Consider the following 22,992-nt stretch of genomic DNA (forward strand, 5'->3'; position numbering starts at 1 on the left):
TTTGGGGGTGTTACAATGATTCAGACCCCAATTGCTTTAGAGTCTGTTTTTCCTCAATGGGAGAAGCTGACTCCTCGGCAAAAAGAGCGGGTGAAGGCTCAGACACGCCACAAAAAATTTGCACGCGGCCAGCTTTTGCATCAGGGCCACAGCGACTGTTCGGGCCTTTTTCTGGTAAGGGAAGGTCAACTGCGGGTGTTTATCGTTTCAGACAGCGGAAAAGAGGTCACGTTGTATCGCCTTTTCCCTTTGGACATCTGTTTGTTTTCCGCTTCCTGCATCATGAAGAATATCAGCTTTGAATTGCATGTTCAGGCAGAAAAAGACTCAGATGTTTTTATTGTTCCCGCCGATCTGTATGAGGGACTCATGCGGGAATCGACACCCATTGCGGATTTCACCAGCCAGCTGATGGCTTCTCGCTTTTCAGATGTGATGTGGATGATGGAACAAATCCTGTTCACCAGTTTTGACAGCCGTCTGGCTTCCTTTTTGCTGGATCAAAGCAAAATTGAAGGCTCTTTGTCCTTCGCCGTAACCCACGATGAAATTGCCCGGCACTTGGGCAGCGCCCGCGAGGTAGTAAGCCGAATGCTGAAATATTTCGCCGGGGAGGGATTGGTTCGAATTGCCCGGGGCCAAATCACACTTCTGGACACCAAAAAACTTCGCAGTCTGGTGCAGTAACAAGGCTTTTGTCACGGCCGTTTCCATCGGCTTCTCAAAGGATTGTAATTCCGGCTTTTCAAAACAAAAAATGCGCCCACAAAAATTGTGAGCGCACCTTGCAAACGGGCCTTGCCCGCTGCACCAACGTACAGAACAGGCTGGGTTTCATCCGAAAAGATTTTAAATGACATTTCTTTGTAACAGGATAGGTACTGAAAACGTAAATCCGCTTATTTTGATTTTTTCATTTTATTTTTGGCGATGGATGTTCCCATTACGCTCCCGATTAACGAAAATATTCCATAAACCACCGCATAGCCCCATGCGCTGATATTATAAAAAATAAAAACAGACGGTAAGAATAAAATTCCCACTAAAATAGAATAAATCAAACTGTTATGAGTGGGATTTCGGAATCCATAAACAAAAGCACAAAGCAAACAGACCAGCGGAACCATCACAAGCAAAACAGACATTGCTGTTCCGGTGTTCTGAATCAGCAGCGGCAGCAAATAAAACGCGGCTAGAATAGCTGCTAAAAAGGGCAGCATCTCTTTTAGTTTTTCCATCGGCACTCTCCTAAATAAAAATTATTTCATTATCGTTAGCATATCAATAAATCGGCTTTATGACAAGCAGCAAAAGTCCTTTCTAAAAAAACAAACCGTCAAACCGACGGTTTGCATAATTCCTGAAAGAACACCCGGTTGCCAGCTTCGATGAGTGAAGTGAGATGAAAGATAGCAGACACGGTCTTTTTGTGTCTGCTATCTTTCATTTTATTTCAGCCATTCGGGAATAATTGTAATCCCATATAAAAAACTCTTTTTTGCGCAGAGGAATTAAAAATACCCTTTATAAAAAAGCTGTTTTTACTGTAATTACAGGCAATATTTTAACTCTTTTAATTAATTGTGAAAAAACAGAGGATTTCTGCACTTTTGTTTCGTAAAATCCAAAAAGACCAAAAAGAAGATTTTGTTTTAACTTCTGGAAATGATTTTTAATTTTCAGTCATTTTTAGAAATAATTACTATAAAAAAATCTTTTTAAAAAAATATTGATAAATTATTGACATGCAGTTCAGTTAAGGCTAATATGATAGTTAAAGGTTTAAATTTTAGTTTTTTCACAATTTTCCCGCAATGACCAAACCTGTTGTTAAATTTCCCCTGCGCTTCTAATGGGGAAGTTTATGACTCAATACAAACCATTTATTTTTTTATGGAAAGGCGGAGATTTTGTTATGGCAGGCTATGTAAATGTACCGTGGGATTTTATGCAGGCGTTTTTGGTGGACGCATTTAAAGGGTATGGCATTCCTGAAGATGACGCCCGTATCTGCACCGATATCCTTTTGGAATCGGATCGCCGGGGGATCGAGTCCCATGGTGTAAACCGTTTTAAGCCCATCTATATCGACCGCATTATGGCAGGCACTCAATTCCCGACCACAAATTATGAAATTATTCGTGAAACCAAAACCACCGCAGTTGTGGACGGACACGACGGTATGGGACAGGTAATCGGCTACAAATCCATGGAAATGGCAATTAAAAAAGCAAAAGAGTACGGCATGGGCATGGTGGTTGCGCGCAACTCGACCCATTACGGCATTGCAGGATACTATAGCTCTATGGCCGCAAAGGCAGGCTGCATCGGCATCACCGGCACAAACGCCAGACCCTCCATTGCCCCCACCTTTGGTGTGGAAAACATGTTGGGTACAAACCCCCTGACCATCGGCTTCCCCACAGACGAAGAATTCATCTTTAATCTGGACTGCGCCACCAGCATTCAGCAGCGCGGCAAGATTGAATATTATGCACGTATCGGCAAAAAATGCGCTGAAGGCACCGTTATCACACGCGATGGCGGAACTTTAACCGACTCTCAGCAGATTCTGGACGAACTGACCGCCAACCGTGCTGCCCTGACCCCCTTGGGCGGAATCGGCGATGAGCTGGGCGGATACAAGGGTTATGGCTATGCCACTGTAGTTGAGGTTCTTTCCTCTGCATTGCAGGCAGGCAGCTTCTTGAAAGCACTGTCGGATCGGGATGAAAAAGGCAACCGCAAACCCTGCCATCTGGGACACTTCTTCATCGCCATCGACACCGAGGCCTTCATGGGTCTGGAAAGCTTTAAAAAGACAGCGGGCGATATTCTTCGCGATTTGCGCGCTTCTGAAAAAGCACCGGGACACGATCGTATTTACACCGCCGGTGAAAAAGAGTACTTCATTTGGCAGGAGCGTAAAAATACCGGTGTTCCCGTCAGCGAAGGCGTGCAGAAAGAGCTGATCACCGTGCGCGATCATTTGGGTCTGACTCAGTATAAATTCCCGTTTGAAGCATAAACCCGCAACAGAAGGAGGATAACAATATGGATTTTGCAAAAGAATCTCTTCGTTTGCACGGGGAATGGAAAGGCAAGATTGAAGTAATTGCCAAAGTTCCCACCAATACCAAAGAGGATCTTTCTCTGGCATATACCCCCGGCGTGGCTCAGCCTTGCCTGGAGATTCAAAAAGACATAAACCTGAGCTACGACCTGACCCGCCGCCACAACATGTGCCTCGTTATCAGCGACGGCACTGCCGTTTTGGGCCTTGGCGATATTGGGCCGGAAGCCAGCATGCCGGTTATGGAAGGCAAATGCGTTCTGTTCAAAGCCTTTGGCGATGTGGATGCATTCCCACTTTGTGTCAAGAGCAAAGATGTGGATGAAATTGTCAACACAATTTACTTAATTTCCGGTTCCTTCGGCGGTGTAAATCTGGAGGATATCGCGGCTCCCCGTTGCTTTGAAATCGAAAAGAAACTAAAGGAAAAATGCGATATTCCGATCTTCCACGACGATCAGCACGGCACCGCTGTGGTTACTTTGGCTGCCCTGATCAACGCCCTGCGCGTGGTTAACAAGAAAAAAGAAGAGGTAAAAGTTGTTGTAAACGGCGCCGGCGCAGCAGCCATTTCGATCACCAGGCTGCTTTTGGCTGACGGCTTCCGCAATATTACCCTTTGCGACCGCACAGGCGCTATCTATGCCGGCCGCGAAAAGGGCATGAACTCTTTTAAAGATGAAATGGCCAAAGTGACTAACCTGAACAAGCAGCAGGGCAGCCTTGCTGACATTCTGGTGGGCGCAGATGTGTTTATCGGCGTTTCTGCACCGGGCGTGCTTACCACTGAAATGGTTAAAACCATGGCCAAAGATTCCATTGTAATGGCCTGCGCCAACCCCACACCGGAAATTTTCCCGGATGAGGCTAAAGCAGGCGGAGCCGCTGTTATCGCCACCGGCCGCAGCGACTTCCCCAATCAGGTAAACAACGTGCTGGCTTTCCCCGGCATTTTCCGGGGCACCTTTGATGTAAGAGCCAGCGATATCAATGACGAGATGAAAATAGCCGCTTCCTATGCGCTGGCCGGCCTGATTACCGACAAAGAGCGCAATGCTGAATACATTATTCCCCAGGCATTTGACCCCCGTGTGGGCAAGGCGGTAGCCAAAGCCGTGGCAGAAGCTGCGCGCAAAACAGGTGTCGCCAGAATTTAATTGCTTACAAGTCATGTCAATGATCCCTATCAAATGGAGGACCCAGCCGGATATTCCGGTTGGGTCCTCCATTTTGTGCTGAAACTAGAATTCATAGAAAATAAAGTCTCACTTTTACACAATATCGCTTTTGTGTTTTATCCCTGCAAAACTTTTTCACTTCAACTCTTTAAATCTTTACAAAAACCGCTCCACAGCCAAGTTCTATTGAGCATGTCTCTTTGTCCACGTGTAAAATTAATCAACCGGAGGCTCTATCACACCCCCGTCTTCAAAAAACAGGCTGACCACCATAGCCGCTGGGCCAAAGGTTTCCAGATTTCCATTGTTATGGCTAAAACTTATCTGGCCGGTATGCGGATAACGAGCCAGCTGCCGCTGGACTTCACCGCTGAATTTTTCATTTTCGAACAGATCCCCATACAAAACAACTCTCTCTAAATCAAAAAGAGTCAGCACATTTTTGATCATAAGGCTCAGATAAAAAACCACCCGCTCCAGCGTTTGCTCCACCACTCGCTCTTCAGAATCATAGGCGCTGATAATTTCCTGCACAGTTACTCGCGAGGGATCCCCTGCCACCAAATCCCAAAGAATCGGGGTTCGTGTTTTGTTCAAAAGGCCCTTTAACGTGTTCTCAATGGAATCGTAATGAAGAATGGTTTCTAAACACCCCTGATTCCCACAAACACAAGGTGCGCCATTGGGTTCCACAATCATATGTCCCAGCGAAATATCCTTATAGTCAAACACGCTGGATTTTCCTTCCCCCAAAGAACGTGCGGCACACAAACCCGGCCCATACTGAATGAACAGAGTTGAACTTGACGGCAGTTGCTTTGACAGCATACTTTCGCCATGAGTCAATGCACAGATATGATTGGTCAAAAGCACCGGTATTTTCAGCCTTGCGGCCAAAATATCGGCAACAGGAACCTGCTGTTGTTCCCAAATCGGAAAAGAATTAACGCTAACGCCCCTTCGGCTGTCCACCTCTCCGCTGATGCTAACCCCCAACCCCACCACAGTTCTGGAGCTTTGCACATCGTATTCCTGTAATTTTTCCTGCACCATTTCAATGATTCTCTCTAGAACTGCAGAAGATTTGCCCCGGCAGTCACCCGTATAGACCAAGTTCTCAAACAAAATGTTATTGTCCAAGTCCATACAAAGAACCCGGAATTTTTGCGGGGCAATCGACACTCCCAAAGCTGCAAAACGCTTTCCGTTAATCTGGAGCAGCACTTCCCTGCGCCCTTTTCGATTGCTGCTTTTGTCCTTTTCGCTTTCTATCTGGCTGAGAAGCCCTTCTTCCAAAAGTTCGCCTGTAATCATGGTTATCGCGGCAGGGGTCAGCCCCAAACGCACAGCAATCTCTTTTCTTGAAATGCTTCCCATATGATGAATCAGCTGCAAAATAGAACTGCGGTTCTGTTTTTTTACAGCCAGCATATTTACGCCGTTTTCTCGAACAGGGTTCATGCTCACACTCTCCTTCCCTGTTTTAAACTAACCTGTTTCTTCTCCTATTCTTTTGCAAGCCCATTACTCTGGTTACGGAACGCCAATTCAGGCACTGCTGATGAAAACATTCTTCTCAAGCGCCAACCGCACATCTTCATGCCAAACTGTTCCGTTTCGGCGAAAAAAGCTCTGAAAAATGAAATAAAACCTTTTTTTGAATCAAATCGTATTCATTTCCAGAGTGTTATCCAATATAAAATCATTCTTTTTTCGTTTTATCTTTCTCTTTAATGGCGACAAACCGATTGGTTGGTATTCACACAATTAATTAAATTAATTAACTCCTGTACAGACAAAACACACCACACTTTTATAATTCATAATATATATAGAATATAATGTCTTTATTATAACAGAATCCATGTAAATAAAGCAACTTAAAATCATATTAATTAATTGTTTTAATCATTAAAAACAAGACAAATGACGCTTTGAATTCTTTCAATTTGCCCTACCAATTTTTTAGGAATTTATGTCTTAAAAAAGAGAAAACCGAAAGTCCAAAGCGAAATAAAGGAATTTTCTGTTTTTTAAAAAGGCATAGACCCAAAAGCCTAATTTGATTTTTTAACATAATCTCCAAAGCGTAACACCCATACAAAAAACTTCCATTCTTCTGCTTTTAAAAAGCAGAAACCCAAGCATAGCACGATGCTTCTTTTCACATCCGAAAATAAAAAGAAAAAAAGACAACCCTTCCTCAAAAGAAAAGGTTGTCTTTTTCTGGCCCGCCCGGAGGGATTTGAACCCCCGGCCTTCAGAATCGGAATCTGCTGCGATATCCAGCTTCGCCACGGGCGGTCATATGACTATAGTAGTATAACACAACAAAAACAGATATTCAATCCTTCTTTCGGATTTTTTCAGATTCCTTTCACACCAAAAACCCCATCTTTACTCAAAAGCGAGGAAATCTCCAACCCCTGTCCGCATATGATGAAAGGCAGGCCTCTGAAAGGAGAATCCAAATGAGATTTCGCCTAAAATCCAATGATCACACCGTATCTGCACCAATCCCTGTGACAGAATCTATCGACTATCTAATCAAAATTGTACAACAGCTTTCTGCCACCCACGATTTACCAGGCGTCATGAAACTGGTCTGTCATTCCGCCTGCACGCTGACCGGCTGCCGGAGGGCGGCTTTTCTTTTGCTTGGCGGCGAGTCTTGCCACTGTGCTACCGACCAGTCGGTTCCTGTCTTATGCCGGCGGATGTGTTCCTCCATTGATACCCTGGTGGGGGAATTGGTTCTAAAAGAACGACAGCCTATTCTAATTTCAAATATGGAAAATGATTCCCGAATCCCATCAAAACTTTCTAAAAACACATTTCTAAAAAGCTTGGCCATGCTTCCTATTCGCCCGCAAGATCCCATCGGTATTATCGGGTGCTATTGGACAGAGCCGCACAGCCCCACACGGGAACAAATGCGGGTGCTGCAAGCATTGGCCGATACGGCGGCTATCTCAATTGATAACATCCGCTACCGGCAGGATATTGCAAAAAAAGCCCGTGAGCTGGAAAAAGCCATGGATGGCACTTTGTTAGCCATTGCGCGCATCGTAGAACAAAAAGACCCTTACACCTCGGGGCATCAGCAAAGGGTTAGCCGCCTGGCCTATGACATTGCCCGCGAAATGGGTTGGAAAGAAGAACGCTGTGAAGTTCTTCGTCGGGCCGCTTTGGTGCATGACATTGGAAAAATCGGCATTCCCGGGGATTTACTGACAAAGCCTTCTCAGCTAACTCCGTTGGAAAAAGAGCTGATTCAAACTCACGCAGAAATCGGCTATCAAATTGTCAAAGACATTTCTTTTTTTGTGCCTCTGGCAGAAATCATCCGTCAGCATCACGAACGGCTGGACGGTAGCGGTTACCCCCGCGGCCTGAAATCGGACGAAATGTTGCCGGAAGCCAAAGTGCTTGCTGTCGCTGATGTGTTTGAAGCAATGACCTCGCACCGACCGTACCGCCCTGCACTTTCTCCTTCAATCGCCTTTGATGAGCTGCTAAAAAATCGGGGGACATGCTACGATTCTTTGGCCGTCGATACTCTTTTTTCTATGATAACAGAAAAAAAGTATCAAATTCCGGAATAAAAGAAAAATAGCATCTGTCGAACGTATCACCGGAATTGAAAACCGGACGACTGTGAATTATAATGAAGAAAAGGACTACCCAAGGGAAAGGATACCCATATGACTGAAACACCGCTCTACACCGCTCTTTTGGAACATCAGCGGAAAAGCCGCTCCTCGTTCCACACGCCGGGGCACAAAAGCGCACCGGATGCTTTGCCGGAACATCTTCTCTCTTTCGATTTTACCGAACTGCCAGACACTGACAGCCTATACGAAGCCCAAGGGGCAATTTTAGAAGCCGAGCAACGGGCGGCCACAGTGTTTGGCGCCGCGCGAACTTTATTTTCTGCCGGAGGCTGCACCCTTTGTCTTCAAACCATGCTGTGTTTAGCCGCACCTTGCGGCGGAATCATTTTGTTCGATCGGATTCTTCATCGCAGTGTGGTCAATGCCATGGCCCTTCTGGATATTACCCCTGTTTGGATTCTGCCCCGCCCCACCGCCGGGGCAGGGCTTCCGGGCCGTATAGAGAGCAGGGACATTGAAGATGCGCTGAACCGCCACCCAAACGCCAAAGCCGTTTTTCTCACCAGCCCCGATTATTACGGGGTATTGGCGGATATTCCGGCCATTGCCGGGGTTTGCCAAGAGAAAGAAGTTCCCCTTTTGGTGGACAATGCCCACGGAACTCATTTGAGGTTCGGAACAGAAAATCTGCACCCCCTCTCTTTGGGCGCTTCTGCCACGGCATGTTCCGCCCACAAAACGTTACCCGTACTTACCGGCGGTGCATGGCTTCATCTGGCCGAGCCATCCTTTGTGGACGAAGCAAAGCGTGCCATGGCTCTGTTTGGCTCCACAAGCCCCTCTTACCCCATCATGGCCTCGCTGGATTTGGCCCGGGCTTGGCTGGAAGAGAAAGGGCATGCGGCCTTTTCTTCTTTGGAACAACGGGTAAGCGCCATTCGTTTGCTGGCTGAGGACTTGGGTTTTCCTTCCCCATTGGGCTTGTGCGATCCCACCCGCTTGACGCTGCGCACGGCCCAAGCTGGAATTTGCGGGAAAGATGCCGCAGAGCAACTGCGGCAAATGGGTGTGGAACCCGAATATGCCGATGATGCCCAAATCGTGCTGATTCCTACGCCTTTTAACAGCGAAGAGGATTTTAGGCGGCTGGAACACGGACTGAAAGCGCTGCATCCCCAAAGTCCCGTTACGGCGGCACACCCGCTGCCAGAACTGCCGGACTATGTGTTGTCGCCCCGGCAGGCCCTTTTGGCCCCCCAAGAAACCGTTTCACTGAGCAATTCTGTGGGAAGAATTGCCGCAGAAGCAGCCTGCCCCTGCCCACCCGGCGTGCCCGTTGTGATGCCCGGCGAAAAAATCACACGGGAAATTGTGGACTTTTTACGCAGGTATGGCATTTTTGCAATGAAAGTGGTAAAATAATTCTGATACACATACGCTTTTTTCGGAGTTTCCGCAACCTGTATAGGAGGGATATGTATGAAACTGATCCTTGCCATTGTCAGCAGTGACGACAGTGCCACGGTACAGGCCGCATTGACAAAAAAGCAATTCCCCATTACCAAACTGGCAACTACCGGCGGTTTTTTAAAAGCCGGCAACACCACCTTTATCGTAGGGGTAGAGGACGAAAAAGTCGACGAGGTCATTTCTGAAATAGCCGCACACAGCAGCCGCCGCACACAGATCGTGCCAAGCGCTTCTACCATGGATATGGGGCTTTACGCTTCCTTCCCCGTGGAGGTCACGGTCGGTGGTTCCACCATCTTTGTGCTGAACGTGGATCGGTTTGAAAAAGTATGATATTTGAGGGATTTACAGGAAACGATTCCCTTCGGCAGCAGCTTTCCCTTGCTTTGGATCAGGGCCGCCTTCCCCACGCTGTTATTTTGGAAGGCCCCCCCGGCAGCGGCAAGCGCGCTCTGGCGGGAATTTTGGCAAGAGCCTGCATATGCACCGCTCAGGGAGAGCGCCCCTGCGGGATATGCCCGGCTTGTGTCAAGGCAAAAGCAGGCAGTCATCCCGATATCATAACCGAAAGCGGCGGTTCCGCCGCCCGGTCGTTCCATGTGGATGCGGTGCGCCGCATCCGCAGCGATGCTTTTATTAAGCCCAACGAGTCATCCCGAAAAATTTATTGCCTGTTTGAGGCTCAAACGATGTCTGAACAGGCTCAAAATGCATTATTAAAAATATTGGAAGAACCGCCGAACGGGATTTTATTTATTTTAACCTGTCCGTCTGCTTCCGCATTGCTTCCCACCATCCGCTCCCGGTCACTCATTCTGACTTTAGAGCCGCGGGAAGAATCCAATTTGAATCCCGAAGCCGATGCGCTGGCAGCAAAAATTCTTCGGGAAATTACATTGCCGGAAGAAGCGGCGGTGCTCAAAACCTGTGCACCGCTCACCCAAAACCGGGATCTGCTGCGGCAAGTGCTTGACCGGCTGATTTTGCTGTTCCGTGATGCTGCCGTACTGCGGGCCGGGGGAACCAGCCTGACCCGCGAGCCCACGGCAGAAGAACTGGCGGCGGTTTTAACCCGTGACCGCCTGCTGGCGCTAACCGAGCTGGCGGTGCAAACCCGGCGGCGGATGGAGCAAAACGCCAACACCACCCTGCTGGTTACCGTTTTCTGTGCGCAGCTGCGTGCCGTGGCAGGGTATTGATAAGAATTTGAAGGAGAAAACTATGGCCGAAGTAATTGGCGTACGATTTAAAAACGTGGGCAAGGTGTATTACTTTGACCCCGACAATAACGCACTGAAAAAAGGTGATATGGTCATCGTGGAAACCTCTCGCGGCATAGAGTGCGGAGAGGTCGCGATGGAAAACCGGGAGGTCAGCGATGAAAATATCGTGCAGCCCCTGAAAAAGCTGATCCGTATCGCCACTCAGGACGACCTGAAAAAAATGGCGGAGAACCGAATCCGTGAAAAAAGCGCGTTTGAAATTTGCAATAAAAAAATTGCCGCCCACAAACTGGAAATGAAGCTTGTGGATGTGGAATATACGTTTGACAACAGCAAAATTTTATTCTATTTTACTGCCGACGGCCGTGTGGATTTCCGGGAACTGGTCAAAGATTTGGCCTCTGTTTTCCGCACCCGCATCGAACTGCGCCAAATCGGCGTGCGAGACGAAGCAAAAATGCTGGGCGGCCTTGGCATTTGCGGCCGGCCTTTCTGCTGCTCCACTTTTTTGGGCAGCTTTCAGCCGGTATCGATTAAGATGGCGAAAGAACAGAATCTTTCGCTGAATCCGGTGAAAATTTCTGGAACCTGCGGGCGGCTGATGTGCTGCCTGAAATATGAGCAAGAAGCTTATCTGGACTTGCTGCGCACCACCCCCAAGGTAAATGCCATTGTGATGACCCCCGAAGGACGCGGCACAGTGGTGGATCAAAACCTTTTAACCGGTGTTTTGCAAATCCGGTTGGACAAAGCCCCTGACGCAGCGCCCGCTACCTATAAGGTCAAAGAGGTCAAGCTCATCAAAGATGCGCAGCTTCGACTAAATAAGGCCGAATTGGAAGAATTGAAAGAACTGGAAAAAGATTAGGTATATTTTCATGTATTGTCAAAAAAAATCAGTTGCATTTCTGCCATTCTGTGCTAGAATAAGGGTGTAAATACTTATTCTGGAGGTGCTTTATAATGGCATATGTAATTAACAGCGATTGTATTTCTTGCGGCGCTTGCGCTGGCGAGTGTCCCGTGAGCGCTATCTCTGATGGCGCGGACAAGTATGTAATTGATCCCGAAATTTGCACAGAGTGCGGCGCTTGCGCAGCTGTCTGTCCCGTAGGGGCTCCGAATCCGGAAGCTTAAGATCAATTAATTCGTATTGGATTTAAGGCGGAGCAGCTTGCTCCGCCTTAAATTTTGGACAAGCCACCCTTTTGGCTACGTCTTATATTCTATTTTTACCATTCCATCGGCACTTCTTATTTGAATTTACTTTTTTTATTTTACTTTTTGCGGAGGTTTGTATGCAGCTGGAGCCCCTATCGAAAAACCAATCCGTTTTTGTATCAGACACCCACCGGTTTAATACCGATACCATTTTGCTGGCTCACTTTGCCGCCCCCAAAAAAGGGGAACGATGTGCCGATTTGGGAACCGGATGCGGTGCCATCCCGCTGATTTGGCTGGCACGCTATTCCCCCCAATGCATTTGTGCGATAGAAATTCAGAAGGATGCCTGTGAATTGGTTCAGCACTCCATTTCTCACTGCGGCGTTTCCGATCGCCTGCGGGTACTGAATCTGGATCTGCGGCAAATCAAAACTGCCCAGCCCCGGGACCCCTGGCTGGAAAACCTGGATTTGGTATCCTGTAATCCGCCGTACAAAATGCAGGGAGCAGGAATTCAAAACCCGCAAGAGGGAAAACGATTGGCAAGGCACGAGGAAACCTGTACCATAGAAGATATCGCCCAAGCCGCAGCGGCCTCACTTCGGTATGGAGGGCGTTTTTGTCTGTGCCAAAGGCCAGAGCGGCTGGCCGATGTGATTACCTCTTTGTGCCGCAATCAGCTCGAGCCCAAGCGCCTTCGGTTTGTACAGGCCCGTCAGGGAAAAGCGCCGGGGCTGTTTTTATTGCAGGCTCGTAAAAACGGCCAGCCCGGCGGACTGGTGGTAGAGCCGCCGCTGATCCTCCATAATGAGGATGGAAGCTTTACCCGGGAAATGCTGGACATTTACGGGGATTATAAGGAGGGGCATGTATGACCGGAAAACTTTATGTGGTAGGAACTCCCATTGGAAATTTATCGGATTTTTCTCCCCGGGCAGCACAAACTTTAGAAGAAGCGGACTTTATCGCCGCAGAAGACACCCGGGTAACCATAAAACTGTTAAACCACTTGGGCATCAAAAAGCCCATGATCAGCTATTATGAGCACAATAAGCTGGAGCGCGGCGGCATCATCTGCCGTCGGATTTTAGACGGGGAAACCTGTGCGCTGGTATCCGACGCGGGAATGCCGGCTATTTCTGATCCCGGCGAACTTCTGGTGGCGCAATGCGCCGAATTGGGCATTCCCACTTTGGTGGTGCCCGGCCCCAGCGCCGTCATCTCTGCTTTGGCAATTTCGGGGCTTCCCACCGGCCGGTTTACCTTTGAAGGCTTTTTAAGCATGAATAAGCGCACTCGTCGGGAACATTTGGAACAGGTGGCCCGAGAAGAACGCACTATGATTTTCTATGAGGCTCCCCACAAGCTGGCCTCTACCCTTTCTGATATGCTGAACGCCTGGGGGGACCGCCGAATTGCATTAGTGCGCGAGCTGACCAAAATTCACGAAGAAGTAATTCGCACTACTTTGGCAGAAGCCGCTGAAAAATACGCAAACGGCGGCGCCAAAGGAGAATTTGTTCTGGTTGTGGAAGGTGCCCCCATCGAACAAAAACAATCTTTTACATTAGAGGACGCCATCGCTTTGGCCCAAACATTTTTGTCCGAAGGCAATTCCGTTTCAGACGCAGCAAAGAAAGCTGCAAAAGAAAGTGGCTACCCAAAAGCCGAAATCTATAAAAAAATCTGCGAATAATTCTTATTTTATGCTGTTTTCCTCTTGTATTTTTTACAGATTTTAGTATAATAATGAAGAAGAGATCGCATCCTATTTCAGAATGCCAGGAATCCGGCTTTCCGTTTTTTACCAAACGGAGGAATCAGGATGGACATCCTTCCTACATTTTTAAAGGAGGACTTACAGTATGGAACTGAAAGGAAGCAAAACCGAAGCCAATCTGCTGACTGCATTCTCTGGAGAAGCACAGGCCAGAACCAAGTACAGCTTCTATGCCTCTCAGGCAAAAAAAGAGGGCTACGAGCAAATTGCAGCTATTTTTGAAGAGACTTCCGGCAATGAGAAAGAACATGCCAAGCTGTGGTTTAAATATCTGCACGGCGGAGAAGTCGGCACCACCAAAGAGAACCTGCTGGATGCCGCTCAGGGTGAAAACTATGAGTGGACCGAAATGTATAAGGAATTTGCGGAAACCGCAGAGCAAGAAGGTTTTCGTGAGATTGCTGCTGCCATGAAGATGGTTGCCAGTGTGGAAAAAGCTCACGAAGAGCGTTATCGCAAGCTGCTGAGAAACATTGAGGAAGATATCGTGTTCCAGAGCGGCGAAAAAACCGTTTGGGTATGCCGCAACTGCGGATACATCCACATCGGCGAAAAGGCACCGAAGCTCTGTCCCGCCTGTAAGCATCCCCAGGCATTCTTTGAGCGCAAAGCAGAAAACTATTAATGTTTTCTCACCGCTAAAGAACAGATGCTTGCAGCGAATCGCCGCAAAAAGGGCTATTGCACTTTTAAAGTGCAATAGCCCTTTTTTTATTTTGGCAAAAGCCACAGCCTGCCGGTCCCCCGCCTATCTTCTTCTGCAAAAACAGTTTCATTTATAGACACTTCGGGTTTCAGCCGTACCCTTTTCAATCCATTACACCCCAAAGAGAAGCGCAGCTTTTCCGCAAGTAAGTTTCAGATGACCATTTTTTTGATCCATTCATTCTAATTGCTTGACTTTTATCAGCACATCCACGCAAATTCCTGACAAGAGAAACACGCCCGTAAAGGTGATAAAAGGAGATACCTCCACCCTCAAAGAGTAAAAAGCATATTGTAAAACAGCAAACAGCAAAATCTGAGCTAACACATTCCAAGAGTAAAAAGGATGCTTTTGATACAGCCGTGCTTCTTTTCTTTGAGAAAGAAAGAACGCAAAAACTGCAAAGAAAATCAACCAAACCCGATCTGCTTTGATCGGATAATACGGATTAATAGACAAAGAGTCTTGGTGAATCCATAAGTAGGCTGCGTAACCTATCAGAAACAGTGGGATCCAATAAGGCTTTGCGAAAATCTCTACCAAGCGGGTATGAAGGCGCATGACCGCCGTATCTTCGTTGCCAATTTGTCTTTTGGAACAAAAACTGGTAACCACAGTTTGCAGCAAAAAAACTTCTGCCAAAACCCACATCACAGACACTTTCGAATCCACAAAAGAATACAAGACCGAATACAAAATGGCACAAGCCCAAAGCGACCATTCCCAATAAAAACTAAAGTAAGGCGGAAGTATCTTTCGTGTTCCGTTGGCGGAATCAGGGTCTTCTATGCTTTTTATCTGTTTCAAAAACGCGGATTCAAACTCGGTTCTTTGGCCGTTATGAATAATAATAGCCAGCAAAAAAAATATTTGTGAAACAATCCGTTTCAGGAACAGATGATTATCATAAATATCGTAAATATTCTGAAAAATTTGCGGATGAAAATATGTGTATGCGTTAAAAAATACAAATAAAGAAATGCACACGATTTTCCCGGTCAATATTTTTTTAATTTGCTTAACCCAATCCAAAACAACACCTCTTTTCTTTCCATTAGATTATGCAACGCCTGATTCTCTTGCACCCCAAAAACAAAATCCCTATTTTCTGTGCTGTACAAAATTGCCGTTCAAACAATAGAACAAATAAAACATGGATTTTGTGACATAAAAAAAGAGGAACGGCAGATGCCGATCCTCTTTTTTTACAGATGCGTTGCTTTTATCCACCTGTTCATCAGAGGAATCCACAACCAATTATACATTAAACCGGAACAGCACCACGTCGCCGTCCTTCATCACATATTCCTTGCCTTCGGAGCGAACCAGACCCTTTTCTTTTGCAGCCGTCATGCCTGCGAAGGCCATCAGATCCTCAAAAGCCACCACTTCTGCCCGGATAAAGCCCCGCTCAAAATCCGTATGAATTTTGCCCGCGGCCTGGGGCGCTTTTGTTCCCTGGTTAATCGTCCAGGCGCGAACCTCTTGGGGGCCTGCCGTCAGATAAGAAATGAGCCCCAGAAGGCTATAGCATTCCCGAATCAGACGATCCAGTCCCGATTCGTGCAACCCCATATCCTCTAGGAACATCTGCTTTTCTTCCAGCTCCATACCCGAAATTTCGGCTTCGATTTCTGCGCAAATTGGCAGTACACCGGCACTCTCTTGCTGAGCCAGTTTCTGAACCACTGCAAAATATGGATTTTTCTCGACTCCGTCTTTAAAATCCGTGTCGCACATATTGGCGGCATAAATCACAGGCTTGTTGGTCAGAAGGGATACCGTAGAAAGAATTTCCTCTTCTTCCGGGCTGCACTCCATGCTGCGGGCTGTGTGTCCTGCGTCCAGCTCTGCCCGCACTCTTTCTAAGAACTCACATTCGGTCTGGTACTTTTTATCTGCCTTCAGCATTTTACGGGATTTATCCAAACGCCTGTCCAATACTTCCATATCAGATAAAATTAGTTCCAAATTAATGGTTTCCACATCCCGGGCGGGATCCACGCTCCCATCCACATGGATGATATCGTCATTTTCAAAACAGCGCACCACATGAACAATTGCATCCACTTCTCGGATATTGGCCAAAAACTGGTTGCCTAGGCCCTCTCCCTTAGAAGCTCCCCGAACCAAACCGGCGATGTCTACAAATTCAATGGTGGCAGGGGTGAATTTTTCCGGATGATACATTTCTGCCAAGCGATCCAGACGTTTGTCCGGCACCGCCACAACACCCACATTGGGCTCTATGGTGCAAAACGGATAGTTGGCCGACTGGGCCCCCGCATTGGTAATTGCATTAAACAGTGTGCTCTTCCCCACGTTGGGCAGTCCGACGATTCCCAGCTTCATTTCACTCATCAACCTCTTTCTGTCACAAAAGCATTCCAGTTTATTATATTCTTTTTCCCCTGCCCGCGCAAGAGCAACCGCTTATCCAAACAATCCCACCCGCTTTAACAGCCAGCATACCGCGTAAATCACCGGCTGATGGGCAATGTAAATCGCCAAAGCCCAGCGCCCCATAACCGAAAAAAACGGCACACGGCTTTTATACATCCACTGGGGCACGCGCCCCTGTGCCACCAATCGCCCCACAAAAGTACCCGCCAAAAACACAAATCCCCAAGGCAGCAGCGGAAAATAATCCGATGAAGTAAAGGACGAGCCGTAAAAACCCATAAAAACCAGCCAAGCCTGCTGATAGAAAACCTGCGGCAAGGGAAGAATGGAAACGGGGCCAAAGCCCAAATACCCCATTGGTATAGTCTTGGTAAAATAATACAGAACAGCGCACAGCAACACCATTGCCCAAGAAAACGGGATTTTTTCCAGATATTTTCCAAACAGCCCAAATAAAATCATGTTGATGGCAAGGAAGTGCAAAATTCCAAACCAAATGGTATATTGCGGGGTTATCAGAAGCGTTACCGCCGTTACGGCCAACGCTATTGGTAAAAGCCGAAACCCGCGGCGCAGGTTCGAGCGGGAAAGCAGCGAGGATATTCCCGAAATAAAAATAAACAGGGCTGCAAAATACGGCTCCGCAGGAGTAAAAAACCAAAACAAAAATGTCGCCCATTTCAGTTCATATAAAAAAGCCAGCGTATAAAACCCATGGTAAAACACCATGCAAAAAACCGCAAACCCCCGCAGCTCGTCCATCAAATGCAGCCGGGAACGCCGTTCTGCCTGTGGCTCTATGCTATTCTTCAAAACAAATCCTCCTGCAAAAAACAGAAACTGGTGGCTGATATACAAAAATTGCTCAATTTCTGACGGAACATAAGCAAAAATAACGCTTCAAACTGGAACGATGTCATGTTATAATAACCTTACGGCGTAAGCGGAAGCTAAACTTCCGACGCCTGAAAGAACATTGAACGACAGTTTATTCTAATCTATTGTTTTGCCGTTCTTACCGTATACTGAAAATGATTTTTGGTTTAAATAACCTTACGGCGTAAGCGGAAGCTAAACTTCCGACGCCTGAAAGAACATTGAACCACAGTTTATTCTAATCTATTGTTTTGCCGTTCTTACCGTATACTGAAAATGATTTTTGGTTTAAATAACCTTACGGCGTAAGCAGAAGCTAAACTTCCGACGCCTGAAAGAACATTGAACCACAGTTTATTCTAGTCTATTGTTTTGCCGTTCTTACCGTAAACTGAAAATCGTTTTGGTTTAAATAACCTTACGGCGTAAGCGGAAGCTAAACTTCCGACGCCTGAAAGAACATTGAACTACAGTTTATTCTAGTCTATTGTTTTGCCGTTCTTACCGTAAACTGAAAATGGTTTTAGTTTAAATAACCTTACGGCGTAAGCGGAAGCTAAACTTCCGACGCCTGAAAAGCAGTCATAGCAAAGACAACGATAGGATTCTTTGCAGTCTTTCCGGATTTTTATTTTCGCCGGGCAGACTTCAAAAACTTTATTTTATTATACCGAATAGAAGGGAGAATTACAATGAACGAACCGAAAATTGGACAAACGCTTTCCCGAGACTATACCGTTACTTCTGCCGATTTGGCAACCGCCATCGGCAGCGGCAGTGTCGAAGTTCTGGCAACCCCCAGAATTGTAGCTTTAATGGAGGGTGTTGCCGCTGAACTGGCACAGGGTTATCTGGAAGATGGGCTAACCACGGTGGGCGCAGAAATCTGCGTGCAGCATTTGGCCCCCACCGCTGAGGGTGTCACCGTAAAAATCGCCGCCGAACTGACAGAAACCGACGGCAGAAAATTCGGCTTTGCTCTTCAGGCCTTTGACAACGCAGGCAGAATTGCCACCGGAACTCATGTGCGCGCCAGCATTAAGCGAGACAGCTTCTTAAAAAAGGTGCAGGAGCGCAAAGAAAAATAAGCAATAGGAGCTCTTGAAAGCAAGAAAATTCATCTGCTTTTTGCTGAAAAAACAATGAATGGGAGTATCTTAAAACAGGATATCTTCCAAACTTGTCTTTTGCAGCAAGCGCTGGTGAAAATCTGATTTTTTCAGAGAACCCCTAGGGAAGGAAGTGCCATGAAACCTGTATACCCCTTTGTCTTGTTTGATTTGGACGGTACCCTAACGGAATCGGGGCCGGGCGTTATCAGCACCGTGCAGAAGGTGCTGGCGCAAATCAATCATCCAGAGCCGCCCCAGGAGCTTTTGCGCACCTTTATCGGCCCGCCGCTGTATCAAAGCTTTACTGAAACCTGTGGGATTTCCCATGAAAAAAGCGAAGAAGCGGTGCTTTTATACCGAAAGCTTTATGAAGCCGAAGGAATTTTTCAAAATTCGGTCTATCCTTATACGCAGGAATTGCTTTCTGCCCTGCGCAAAGCCGGGGCCAAAATCTGCATTGCGACCTCAAAACCCCAAAAGCAGGCGGAACGGGTGGCGCAGATTTTTAACTTGTATTCCATGGTGGACTATATTTCCGGGCCAGGTGATGAAAAAGAACATTCCAGCAGCAAAACCGCCGTAATTCAAAAATGCCTGGATCACTTTTCGGCAGAGCCCGGCCAGGCAGTCATGATTGGCGACACCAGGTTTGATGCCAACGGGGCACTGGAAGCCGGCATGGACTTCATCGGTGTACTGCACGGATATGGAACCCAGCAGGAAATGCTGGATTCCTTCCCAAAAGCCCGGTTCGTCCCAGATTTTGTGCAGCTGGAAAAACTTCTCTTGACAAACGAAGCGAATGTGATATATTGATTACAGAACTGAATACGGGGCGCTGCGTATACGCGGCTGAGATAAGGCGGATTGACGCCGATGTCCCTTTGACCTGATCTGGGTAATGCCAGCGTAGGAAAACTGTTTGCAGCAAGCCAAGGTGCATTGTGGTATTTCCCGCAATGCGCCTTTTTTATTTGCAGCACAGAATTTCAGGTAGAAGAACAGTTCCAATTTCGGTTTTCCGTTACCGAAACAGCGGACGCGCTGATAACAGCGCGGGAGGATCTTCTATGAAAAAAAACAGTACGGTCACTTTGGTGGAATGTGCCTTGATGATTGCCCTTGCCACCGTTTTGAGCATGCTGAAGATATTTGAACTGCCCCAGGGCGGCTCAATTACTTTAGCCAGCATGGTTCCCCTGGTTTTGGTGTCTTATCGCCATGGCCTAAAATGGGGGCTGGGAACTGCATTTGTTCACAGCCTTTTGCAAATGCTGCTTCAGTTCTCTGCGCCGCCGGCAAAAACATTGGGTGCTTTTGCTTTGGTGGTTCTTTTGGATTATGTTTTGGCCTTTACCGTTTTGGGAAGTGCTTCTTTTTGGGGAAAACTTATCCGCAGCCGCACAGCCAGCATAGCTTTTGGTGCAGGGGTCGCCGTGTTCCTGCGGTTTATTTGCAGCTTTTTGTCGGGCATTTTGATTTGGCAGGAATATGCGCCCGAAGGAACCCCTGTGTGGCTCTATTCTTTGGTATATAACGGCAGCTATATGCTTCCCGAACTAATCATCACCTCTTTGGCAACGGTAGCACTGATGAAAGTTTTAAATCGGGCCGGCGGGCAGGGCTCCGCTCATGCAGCATAGCGTTGTCCACAAATAAAACTTTTCTGATTTGGGGAAGTCCACAAAGTTCGGACAGACCTGTCAACAACTTGGACGGCTTGTCATATGATAGAGCAGGTGAGCCGAATGCCTTCTTCTATTCTATGTTCCTCCTAATTTCTTTGCTTCGGCCACAACAATACAAGCCCTGCCCCATGGGGGAACGCACAGGTGCAAAAAAGGGAATCGCCATGTTGGGCGGTTCCCTTTTCTAATTTTCACACAGTATCTTTCTTATTCATGCGCCGCCAAAGACAATCCCAGTTCTTCCGGCTCTACCATGCCGGTCTGAATGGCACGGTCGCGCAGAAAAATATACAGCTCCGAATAAGTCGCATAATAATAAGGGTAAATCAACGTCAGTCCCAAGAACGACACTACCTGAGAAATGACTCCCATCTCAAAAGCTCCGTTGTCTAAAAGGTTCGCCGCCAGAACCGGAATCAAAAACCAGCCGATAAAAGAAAGCTGCAATACAAAAATCGCACCCTTTTCCCCGGTTGTCATCAAGCGGCTGATCTGTCTGGCACGGGAACTGGAAAGATTGGGATTATCAGACAGAAGATATGGCACCATGCTGTACTGAATTCGTTTGATAATCCCCGGCACAACCAGCAAAAGGGTCCATAAGCCAATGATTAAATTGGTCACAAAGGTCGTTTTTACCACATTGCCGTAATTCCCCTGAAATCCCAAAAATACATTGCTCAACCGGGACTCCCCAAAGCGATTGCGAATAAAATAAGCGCTGCGGCCCACTTCCAACGGAAGGCTAATCAAAATCCCCACTAAAACGATTGCCAAACTAAGCATACAAAACATGCCGGTATCGGCAAATGGAATCTGATAGGCGAAATAATAAATTATTTTTTCACTGTAATTTCCTGCCCAAAACAACCCGTCCAAAAGGGTGGGCAGCAAGGTCACGACAACGATGACCAGAAAACCAGTCCAAAACCTTTTGCCTCCAATGGCTTTTTTCGCGTTGGTTTTTAAAACATCTCTACTCCACATCGATTTGATAACCCCTTCCTCTCCTGTTTCTATCCCTTCACAGAAAAAAATCAGGCAACCGGAATTTTTCCGGTTTTGTGCCTGATTCCTTTTCTGCCGATCTTTTTATTCCATGGATCAGCCGCTCTGCTTTCTTAATCTGCGTACTTGTCGTCGTCGCTCCAGGAATACATCTTGCGCAATTCCTTGCCCACTTCTTCCAGCTGATGTTCCCCTTCGATCCGGCGGCACGCGTTAAAGTGAGCACGGCCATTTTTGTTTTCTGCAATCCATTTTCCGGCAAAAGTTCCGTCCTGAATTTCAGCCAAAATCTTTTTCATTTCTTTCTTGGTTTCATCGGTGATCAGGCGTTTTCCGGTTTCATAATCACCAAACTCTGCCGTATCCGAAATAGAGTATCTCATCATCGAGAAGCCGCCTTTATAGATCAAGTCCACAATCAGCTTCATTTCATGAATGCACTCAAAATAAGCATTTTCCGGTGCATAGCCTGCTTCCACCAATGTTTCAAAGCCGGCTTTCATCAAAGCGGTTACGCCGCCGCACAGAACTGCCTGCTCGCCGAACAGGTCGGTTTCTGTTTCATCACGGAAGGTGGTTTCCATTACGGCTGCGCGTGCGCCGCCAATGCCTGCGCCATAAGCCAAAGCTACATCCAAAGCATGTCCGGTTGCATCCTGATGAATCGCCACCAGGCAGGGAACGCCTTTTCCTTCCAGATATTCGCTGCGCACGGTATGTCCGGGGCCCTTGGGCGCAATCATAAATACATCCACAAATTTCGGGGGTTTGATCTGTCCAAAATGAATGTTAAATCCATGTGCAAAAGCCAATGCCTTTCCATCGGTCAGGTTCGGCTCAATCTCACTATGATACACTTCCGCCTGGCGCTCGTCCGGAATTAGGATCATGATAATGTCCGCCGCCTTGGTCGCCTGTGCCACATTCAGCACCTCGAGGCCGGCCTTTTTGGCGCGCTCTGCGCTTTTGCTGCCCTCATACAGGCCGACAATAACCTTGACCCCGCTGTCGTGCAGGTTTAGGGCATGGGCATGACCCTGGCTGCCGTAGCCAATAATCGCCACAGTTTTCCCCTTCAGCACGTTGATATCGCAATCGGCCTCATAATAAATTCTTGACATAACATGTTCCTCCTTCAGCAGGTGATATTTATAGACAGAGTTCAAGTTTGATCGGAAAATCCGCTTAAACATTCTGTTTTCTGGTTATTTGGGCTCCCTGTTCCAGTGCAACAGTGCCCGTTCTGGCGATTTCTTTGATTCCATACGGTTTTAAAAGCGTCAGTAATGTTTCTGTTTTTTCGGAGGTATCCGCAAATTGGATCGTTAGCGAGGTAAGAGAAACATCCACAACCCGAGCCTGAAACAGTTCGGCAATTTGAATGATCTCAGGGCGGTATTGAGGGGTGCAGCTGACTTTAATCAGCGAAAGCTCACAGCTGATAAAAGGCCCGGTATCGTTAAGGCGCTTGACTTTAATCACCGGAATCAATTTATTAAGCTGCTTTTCCACCTGTTCCATCACAGAATCGTTTCCTTCCACCACAATGGTGATGCGGGAAATATTCGGGTCTTCCGTAACGCCCACAGCAAGGCTGTCAATATTAAAGCCGCGCCGGGAAAACAGGCCGGAAACCTTAGACAAAACACCCGGCTGGTTTTCTACCAAAACGGAGAGAGTATATTTCATGTAAGTCC

General features: G+C 47.2%; 23 protein-coding genes and 1 tRNA gene. 15 read left to right on the forward strand and 9 right to left on the reverse strand.

All coding sequences use genetic code 11. From position 1 onward, the window contains the following. Nucleotides 1–15: 15 nt before the first annotated feature. Nucleotides 16–687, forward strand: coding sequence for a Crp/Fnr family transcriptional regulator (locus C1A02_RS10860; RefSeq protein WP_101698240.1), 672 nt, complete (start codon nt 16–18; stop codon nt 685–687). Between the two features lie 212 nt (nt 688–899). Here C1A02_RS10860 and C1A02_RS10865 read toward each other — a convergent pair whose 3' ends face one another. Then, nucleotides 900–1,238 (reverse strand): DUF2651 family protein, encoded by a 339-nt coding sequence (locus tag C1A02_RS10865; RefSeq protein WP_101698241.1) that lies wholly within the window; start codon nt 1,236–1,238, stop codon nt 900–902. Between the two features lie 677 nt (nt 1,239–1,915). Here C1A02_RS10865 and C1A02_RS10870 point away from each other — a divergent pair. Both C1A02_RS10870 and C1A02_RS10875 read left to right on the forward strand, forming a co-directional pair. Then, nucleotides 1,916–3,028: an Ldh family oxidoreductase gene (locus C1A02_RS10870; protein ID WP_101698336.1), complete on the forward strand. Its 1,113-nt coding sequence runs from the start codon at nt 1,916–1,918 to the stop codon at nt 3,026–3,028. Between the two features lie 26 nt (nt 3,029–3,054). Further along, nucleotides 3,055–4,230: an NAD(P)-dependent malic enzyme gene (locus C1A02_RS10875; RefSeq protein WP_101698242.1), complete on the forward strand. Its 1,176-nt coding sequence runs from the start codon at nt 3,055–3,057 to the stop codon at nt 4,228–4,230. Between the two features lie 237 nt (nt 4,231–4,467). Here C1A02_RS10875 and C1A02_RS10880 read toward each other — a convergent pair whose 3' ends face one another. Beyond that, nucleotides 4,468–5,712 (reverse strand): ROK family transcriptional regulator, encoded by a 1,245-nt coding sequence (locus C1A02_RS10880; protein ID WP_101698243.1) that lies wholly within the window; start codon nt 5,710–5,712, stop codon nt 4,468–4,470. Nucleotides 5,713–6,478: 766 nt separating this feature from the next. Continuing rightward, nucleotides 6,479–6,555: transfer RNA gene (locus C1A02_RS10885), tRNA-Arg, on the reverse strand. Between the two features lie 167 nt (nt 6,556–6,722). Here C1A02_RS10885 and C1A02_RS10890 point away from each other — a divergent pair. The 9 genes from C1A02_RS10890 to rbr all read left to right on the forward strand — a co-directional run bounded on the left by C1A02_RS10890 (nt 6,723) and on the right by rbr (nt 14,127). Beyond that, a complete protein-coding gene (locus tag C1A02_RS10890; protein WP_101698244.1) occupies nt 6,723–7,856 on the forward strand; it encodes an HD domain-containing phosphohydrolase in 1,134 nt (377 codons plus the stop codon). A 99-nt stretch (nt 7,857–7,955) separates the two neighbouring features. Then, the gene (locus C1A02_RS13865; RefSeq protein WP_101698245.1) at nt 7,956–9,287 is read left to right on the forward strand and encodes an aminotransferase class I/II-fold pyridoxal phosphate-dependent enzyme; all 1,332 of its coding nucleotides are present in this window, start codon (nt 7,956–7,958) and stop codon (nt 9,285–9,287) included. 57 nt (nt 9,288–9,344) lie between these two features. Then, entirely contained in the window at nt 9,345–9,668 is a 324-nt protein-coding gene (locus C1A02_RS10900) for a cyclic-di-AMP receptor (RefSeq protein WP_101698246.1), read from the forward strand. Next, nucleotides 9,665–10,534, forward strand: a complete 870-nt coding sequence (locus C1A02_RS10905; protein ID WP_101698247.1) for a DNA polymerase III subunit — start codon at nt 9,665–9,667, stop codon at nt 10,532–10,534. The genes C1A02_RS10900 and C1A02_RS10905 overlap by 4 nt, the downstream gene beginning before the upstream one ends. 22 nt (nt 10,535–10,556) lie before the next feature. After that, nucleotides 10,557–11,426: a PSP1 domain-containing protein gene (locus C1A02_RS10910; protein WP_101698248.1), complete on the forward strand. Its 870-nt coding sequence runs from the start codon at nt 10,557–10,559 to the stop codon at nt 11,424–11,426. Between the two features lie 95 nt (nt 11,427–11,521). Beyond that, nucleotides 11,522–11,695 carry a 4Fe-4S ferredoxin gene (fdxA, locus tag C1A02_RS10915; protein ID WP_101698249.1) on the forward strand — a complete coding sequence of 58 codons (174 nt, stop codon included), beginning with the start codon at nt 11,522–11,524 and terminating at the stop codon, nt 11,693–11,695. A 161-nt stretch (nt 11,696–11,856) separates the two neighbouring features. Beyond that, the gene (locus tag C1A02_RS10920; protein ID WP_101698250.1) at nt 11,857–12,597 is read left to right on the forward strand and encodes a tRNA1(Val) (adenine(37)-N6)-methyltransferase; all 741 of its coding nucleotides are present in this window, start codon (nt 11,857–11,859) and stop codon (nt 12,595–12,597) included. Next, nucleotides 12,594–13,418: a 16S rRNA (cytidine(1402)-2'-O)-methyltransferase gene (gene rsmI, locus C1A02_RS10925; RefSeq protein ID WP_101698251.1), complete on the forward strand. Its 825-nt coding sequence runs from the start codon at nt 12,594–12,596 to the stop codon at nt 13,416–13,418. The genes C1A02_RS10920 and rsmI overlap by 4 nt, the downstream gene beginning before the upstream one ends. A gap of 169 nt (nt 13,419–13,587) precedes the next feature. Continuing rightward, nucleotides 13,588–14,127 carry a rubrerythrin gene (gene rbr / locus C1A02_RS10930; protein WP_101698252.1) on the forward strand — a complete coding sequence of 180 codons (540 nt, stop codon included), beginning with the start codon at nt 13,588–13,590 and terminating at the stop codon, nt 14,125–14,127. A 258-nt stretch (nt 14,128–14,385) separates the two neighbouring features. On the opposite strand, the gene C1A02_RS10935 is transcribed toward rbr, so the two are convergent. The 3 genes from C1A02_RS10935 to C1A02_RS10945 all read right to left on the reverse strand — a co-directional run bounded on the left by C1A02_RS10935 (nt 14,386) and on the right by C1A02_RS10945 (nt 17,424). Then, a complete protein-coding gene (locus C1A02_RS10935) occupies nt 14,386–15,240 on the reverse strand; it encodes a hypothetical protein (RefSeq protein ID WP_101698253.1) in 855 nt (284 codons plus the stop codon). Nucleotides 15,241–15,465: 225 nt separating this feature from the next. Further along, complete coding sequence (gene ychF / locus C1A02_RS10940) at nt 15,466–16,560, reverse strand: redox-regulated ATPase YchF (RefSeq protein WP_164997197.1); 1,095 nt, start codon at nt 16,558–16,560, stop codon at nt 15,466–15,468. Nucleotides 16,561–16,641: 81 nt separating this feature from the next. After that, nucleotides 16,642–17,424 carry a heparan-alpha-glucosaminide N-acetyltransferase gene (locus C1A02_RS10945; RefSeq protein ID WP_243577991.1) on the reverse strand — a complete coding sequence of 261 codons (783 nt, stop codon included), beginning with the start codon at nt 17,422–17,424 and terminating at the stop codon, nt 16,642–16,644. A gap of 755 nt (nt 17,425–18,179) precedes the next feature. On the opposite strand from C1A02_RS10945, the gene C1A02_RS10950 reads away from it, so the two are divergent. The 3 genes from C1A02_RS10950 to thiT all read left to right on the forward strand — a co-directional run bounded on the left by C1A02_RS10950 (nt 18,180) and on the right by thiT (nt 20,242). Next, nucleotides 18,180–18,575, forward strand: a complete 396-nt coding sequence (locus C1A02_RS10950; protein WP_101698255.1) for a thioesterase family protein — start codon at nt 18,180–18,182, stop codon at nt 18,573–18,575. Between the two features lie 159 nt (nt 18,576–18,734). Next, nucleotides 18,735–19,415 carry an HAD hydrolase-like protein gene (locus C1A02_RS10955; RefSeq protein ID WP_101698256.1) on the forward strand — a complete coding sequence of 227 codons (681 nt, stop codon included), beginning with the start codon at nt 18,735–18,737 and terminating at the stop codon, nt 19,413–19,415. Nucleotides 19,416–19,669: 254 nt separating this feature from the next. Beyond that, nucleotides 19,670–20,242, forward strand: a complete 573-nt coding sequence (gene thiT, locus C1A02_RS10960; protein ID WP_101698257.1) for an energy-coupled thiamine transporter ThiT — start codon at nt 19,670–19,672, stop codon at nt 20,240–20,242. A 252-nt stretch (nt 20,243–20,494) separates the two neighbouring features. On the opposite strand, the gene C1A02_RS10965 is transcribed toward thiT, so the two are convergent. The 3 genes from C1A02_RS10965 to ilvN form a co-directional block, all read right to left on the reverse strand. Beyond that, nucleotides 20,495–21,274: a DUF975 family protein gene (locus C1A02_RS10965; RefSeq protein WP_101698258.1), complete on the reverse strand. Its 780-nt coding sequence runs from the start codon at nt 21,272–21,274 to the stop codon at nt 20,495–20,497. Nucleotides 21,275–21,408: 134 nt separating this feature from the next. Beyond that, entirely contained in the window at nt 21,409–22,416 is a 1,008-nt protein-coding gene (ilvC, locus tag C1A02_RS10970; RefSeq protein ID WP_101698259.1) for a ketol-acid reductoisomerase, read from the reverse strand. A 64-nt stretch (nt 22,417–22,480) separates the two neighbouring features. Further along, nucleotides 22,481–22,984, reverse strand: a complete 504-nt coding sequence (gene ilvN, locus C1A02_RS10975; RefSeq protein WP_101698260.1) for an acetolactate synthase small subunit — start codon at nt 22,982–22,984, stop codon at nt 22,481–22,483. Between the last annotated feature and the right edge of the window lie 8 nt (nt 22,985–22,992).

It is taken from the genome of Clostridium minihomine (genome assembly GCF_900240385.1).
GTDB classification, from domain to species: Bacteria; Bacillota; Clostridia; order Oscillospirales; family Acutalibacteraceae; genus Faecalispora; species Faecalispora minihomine.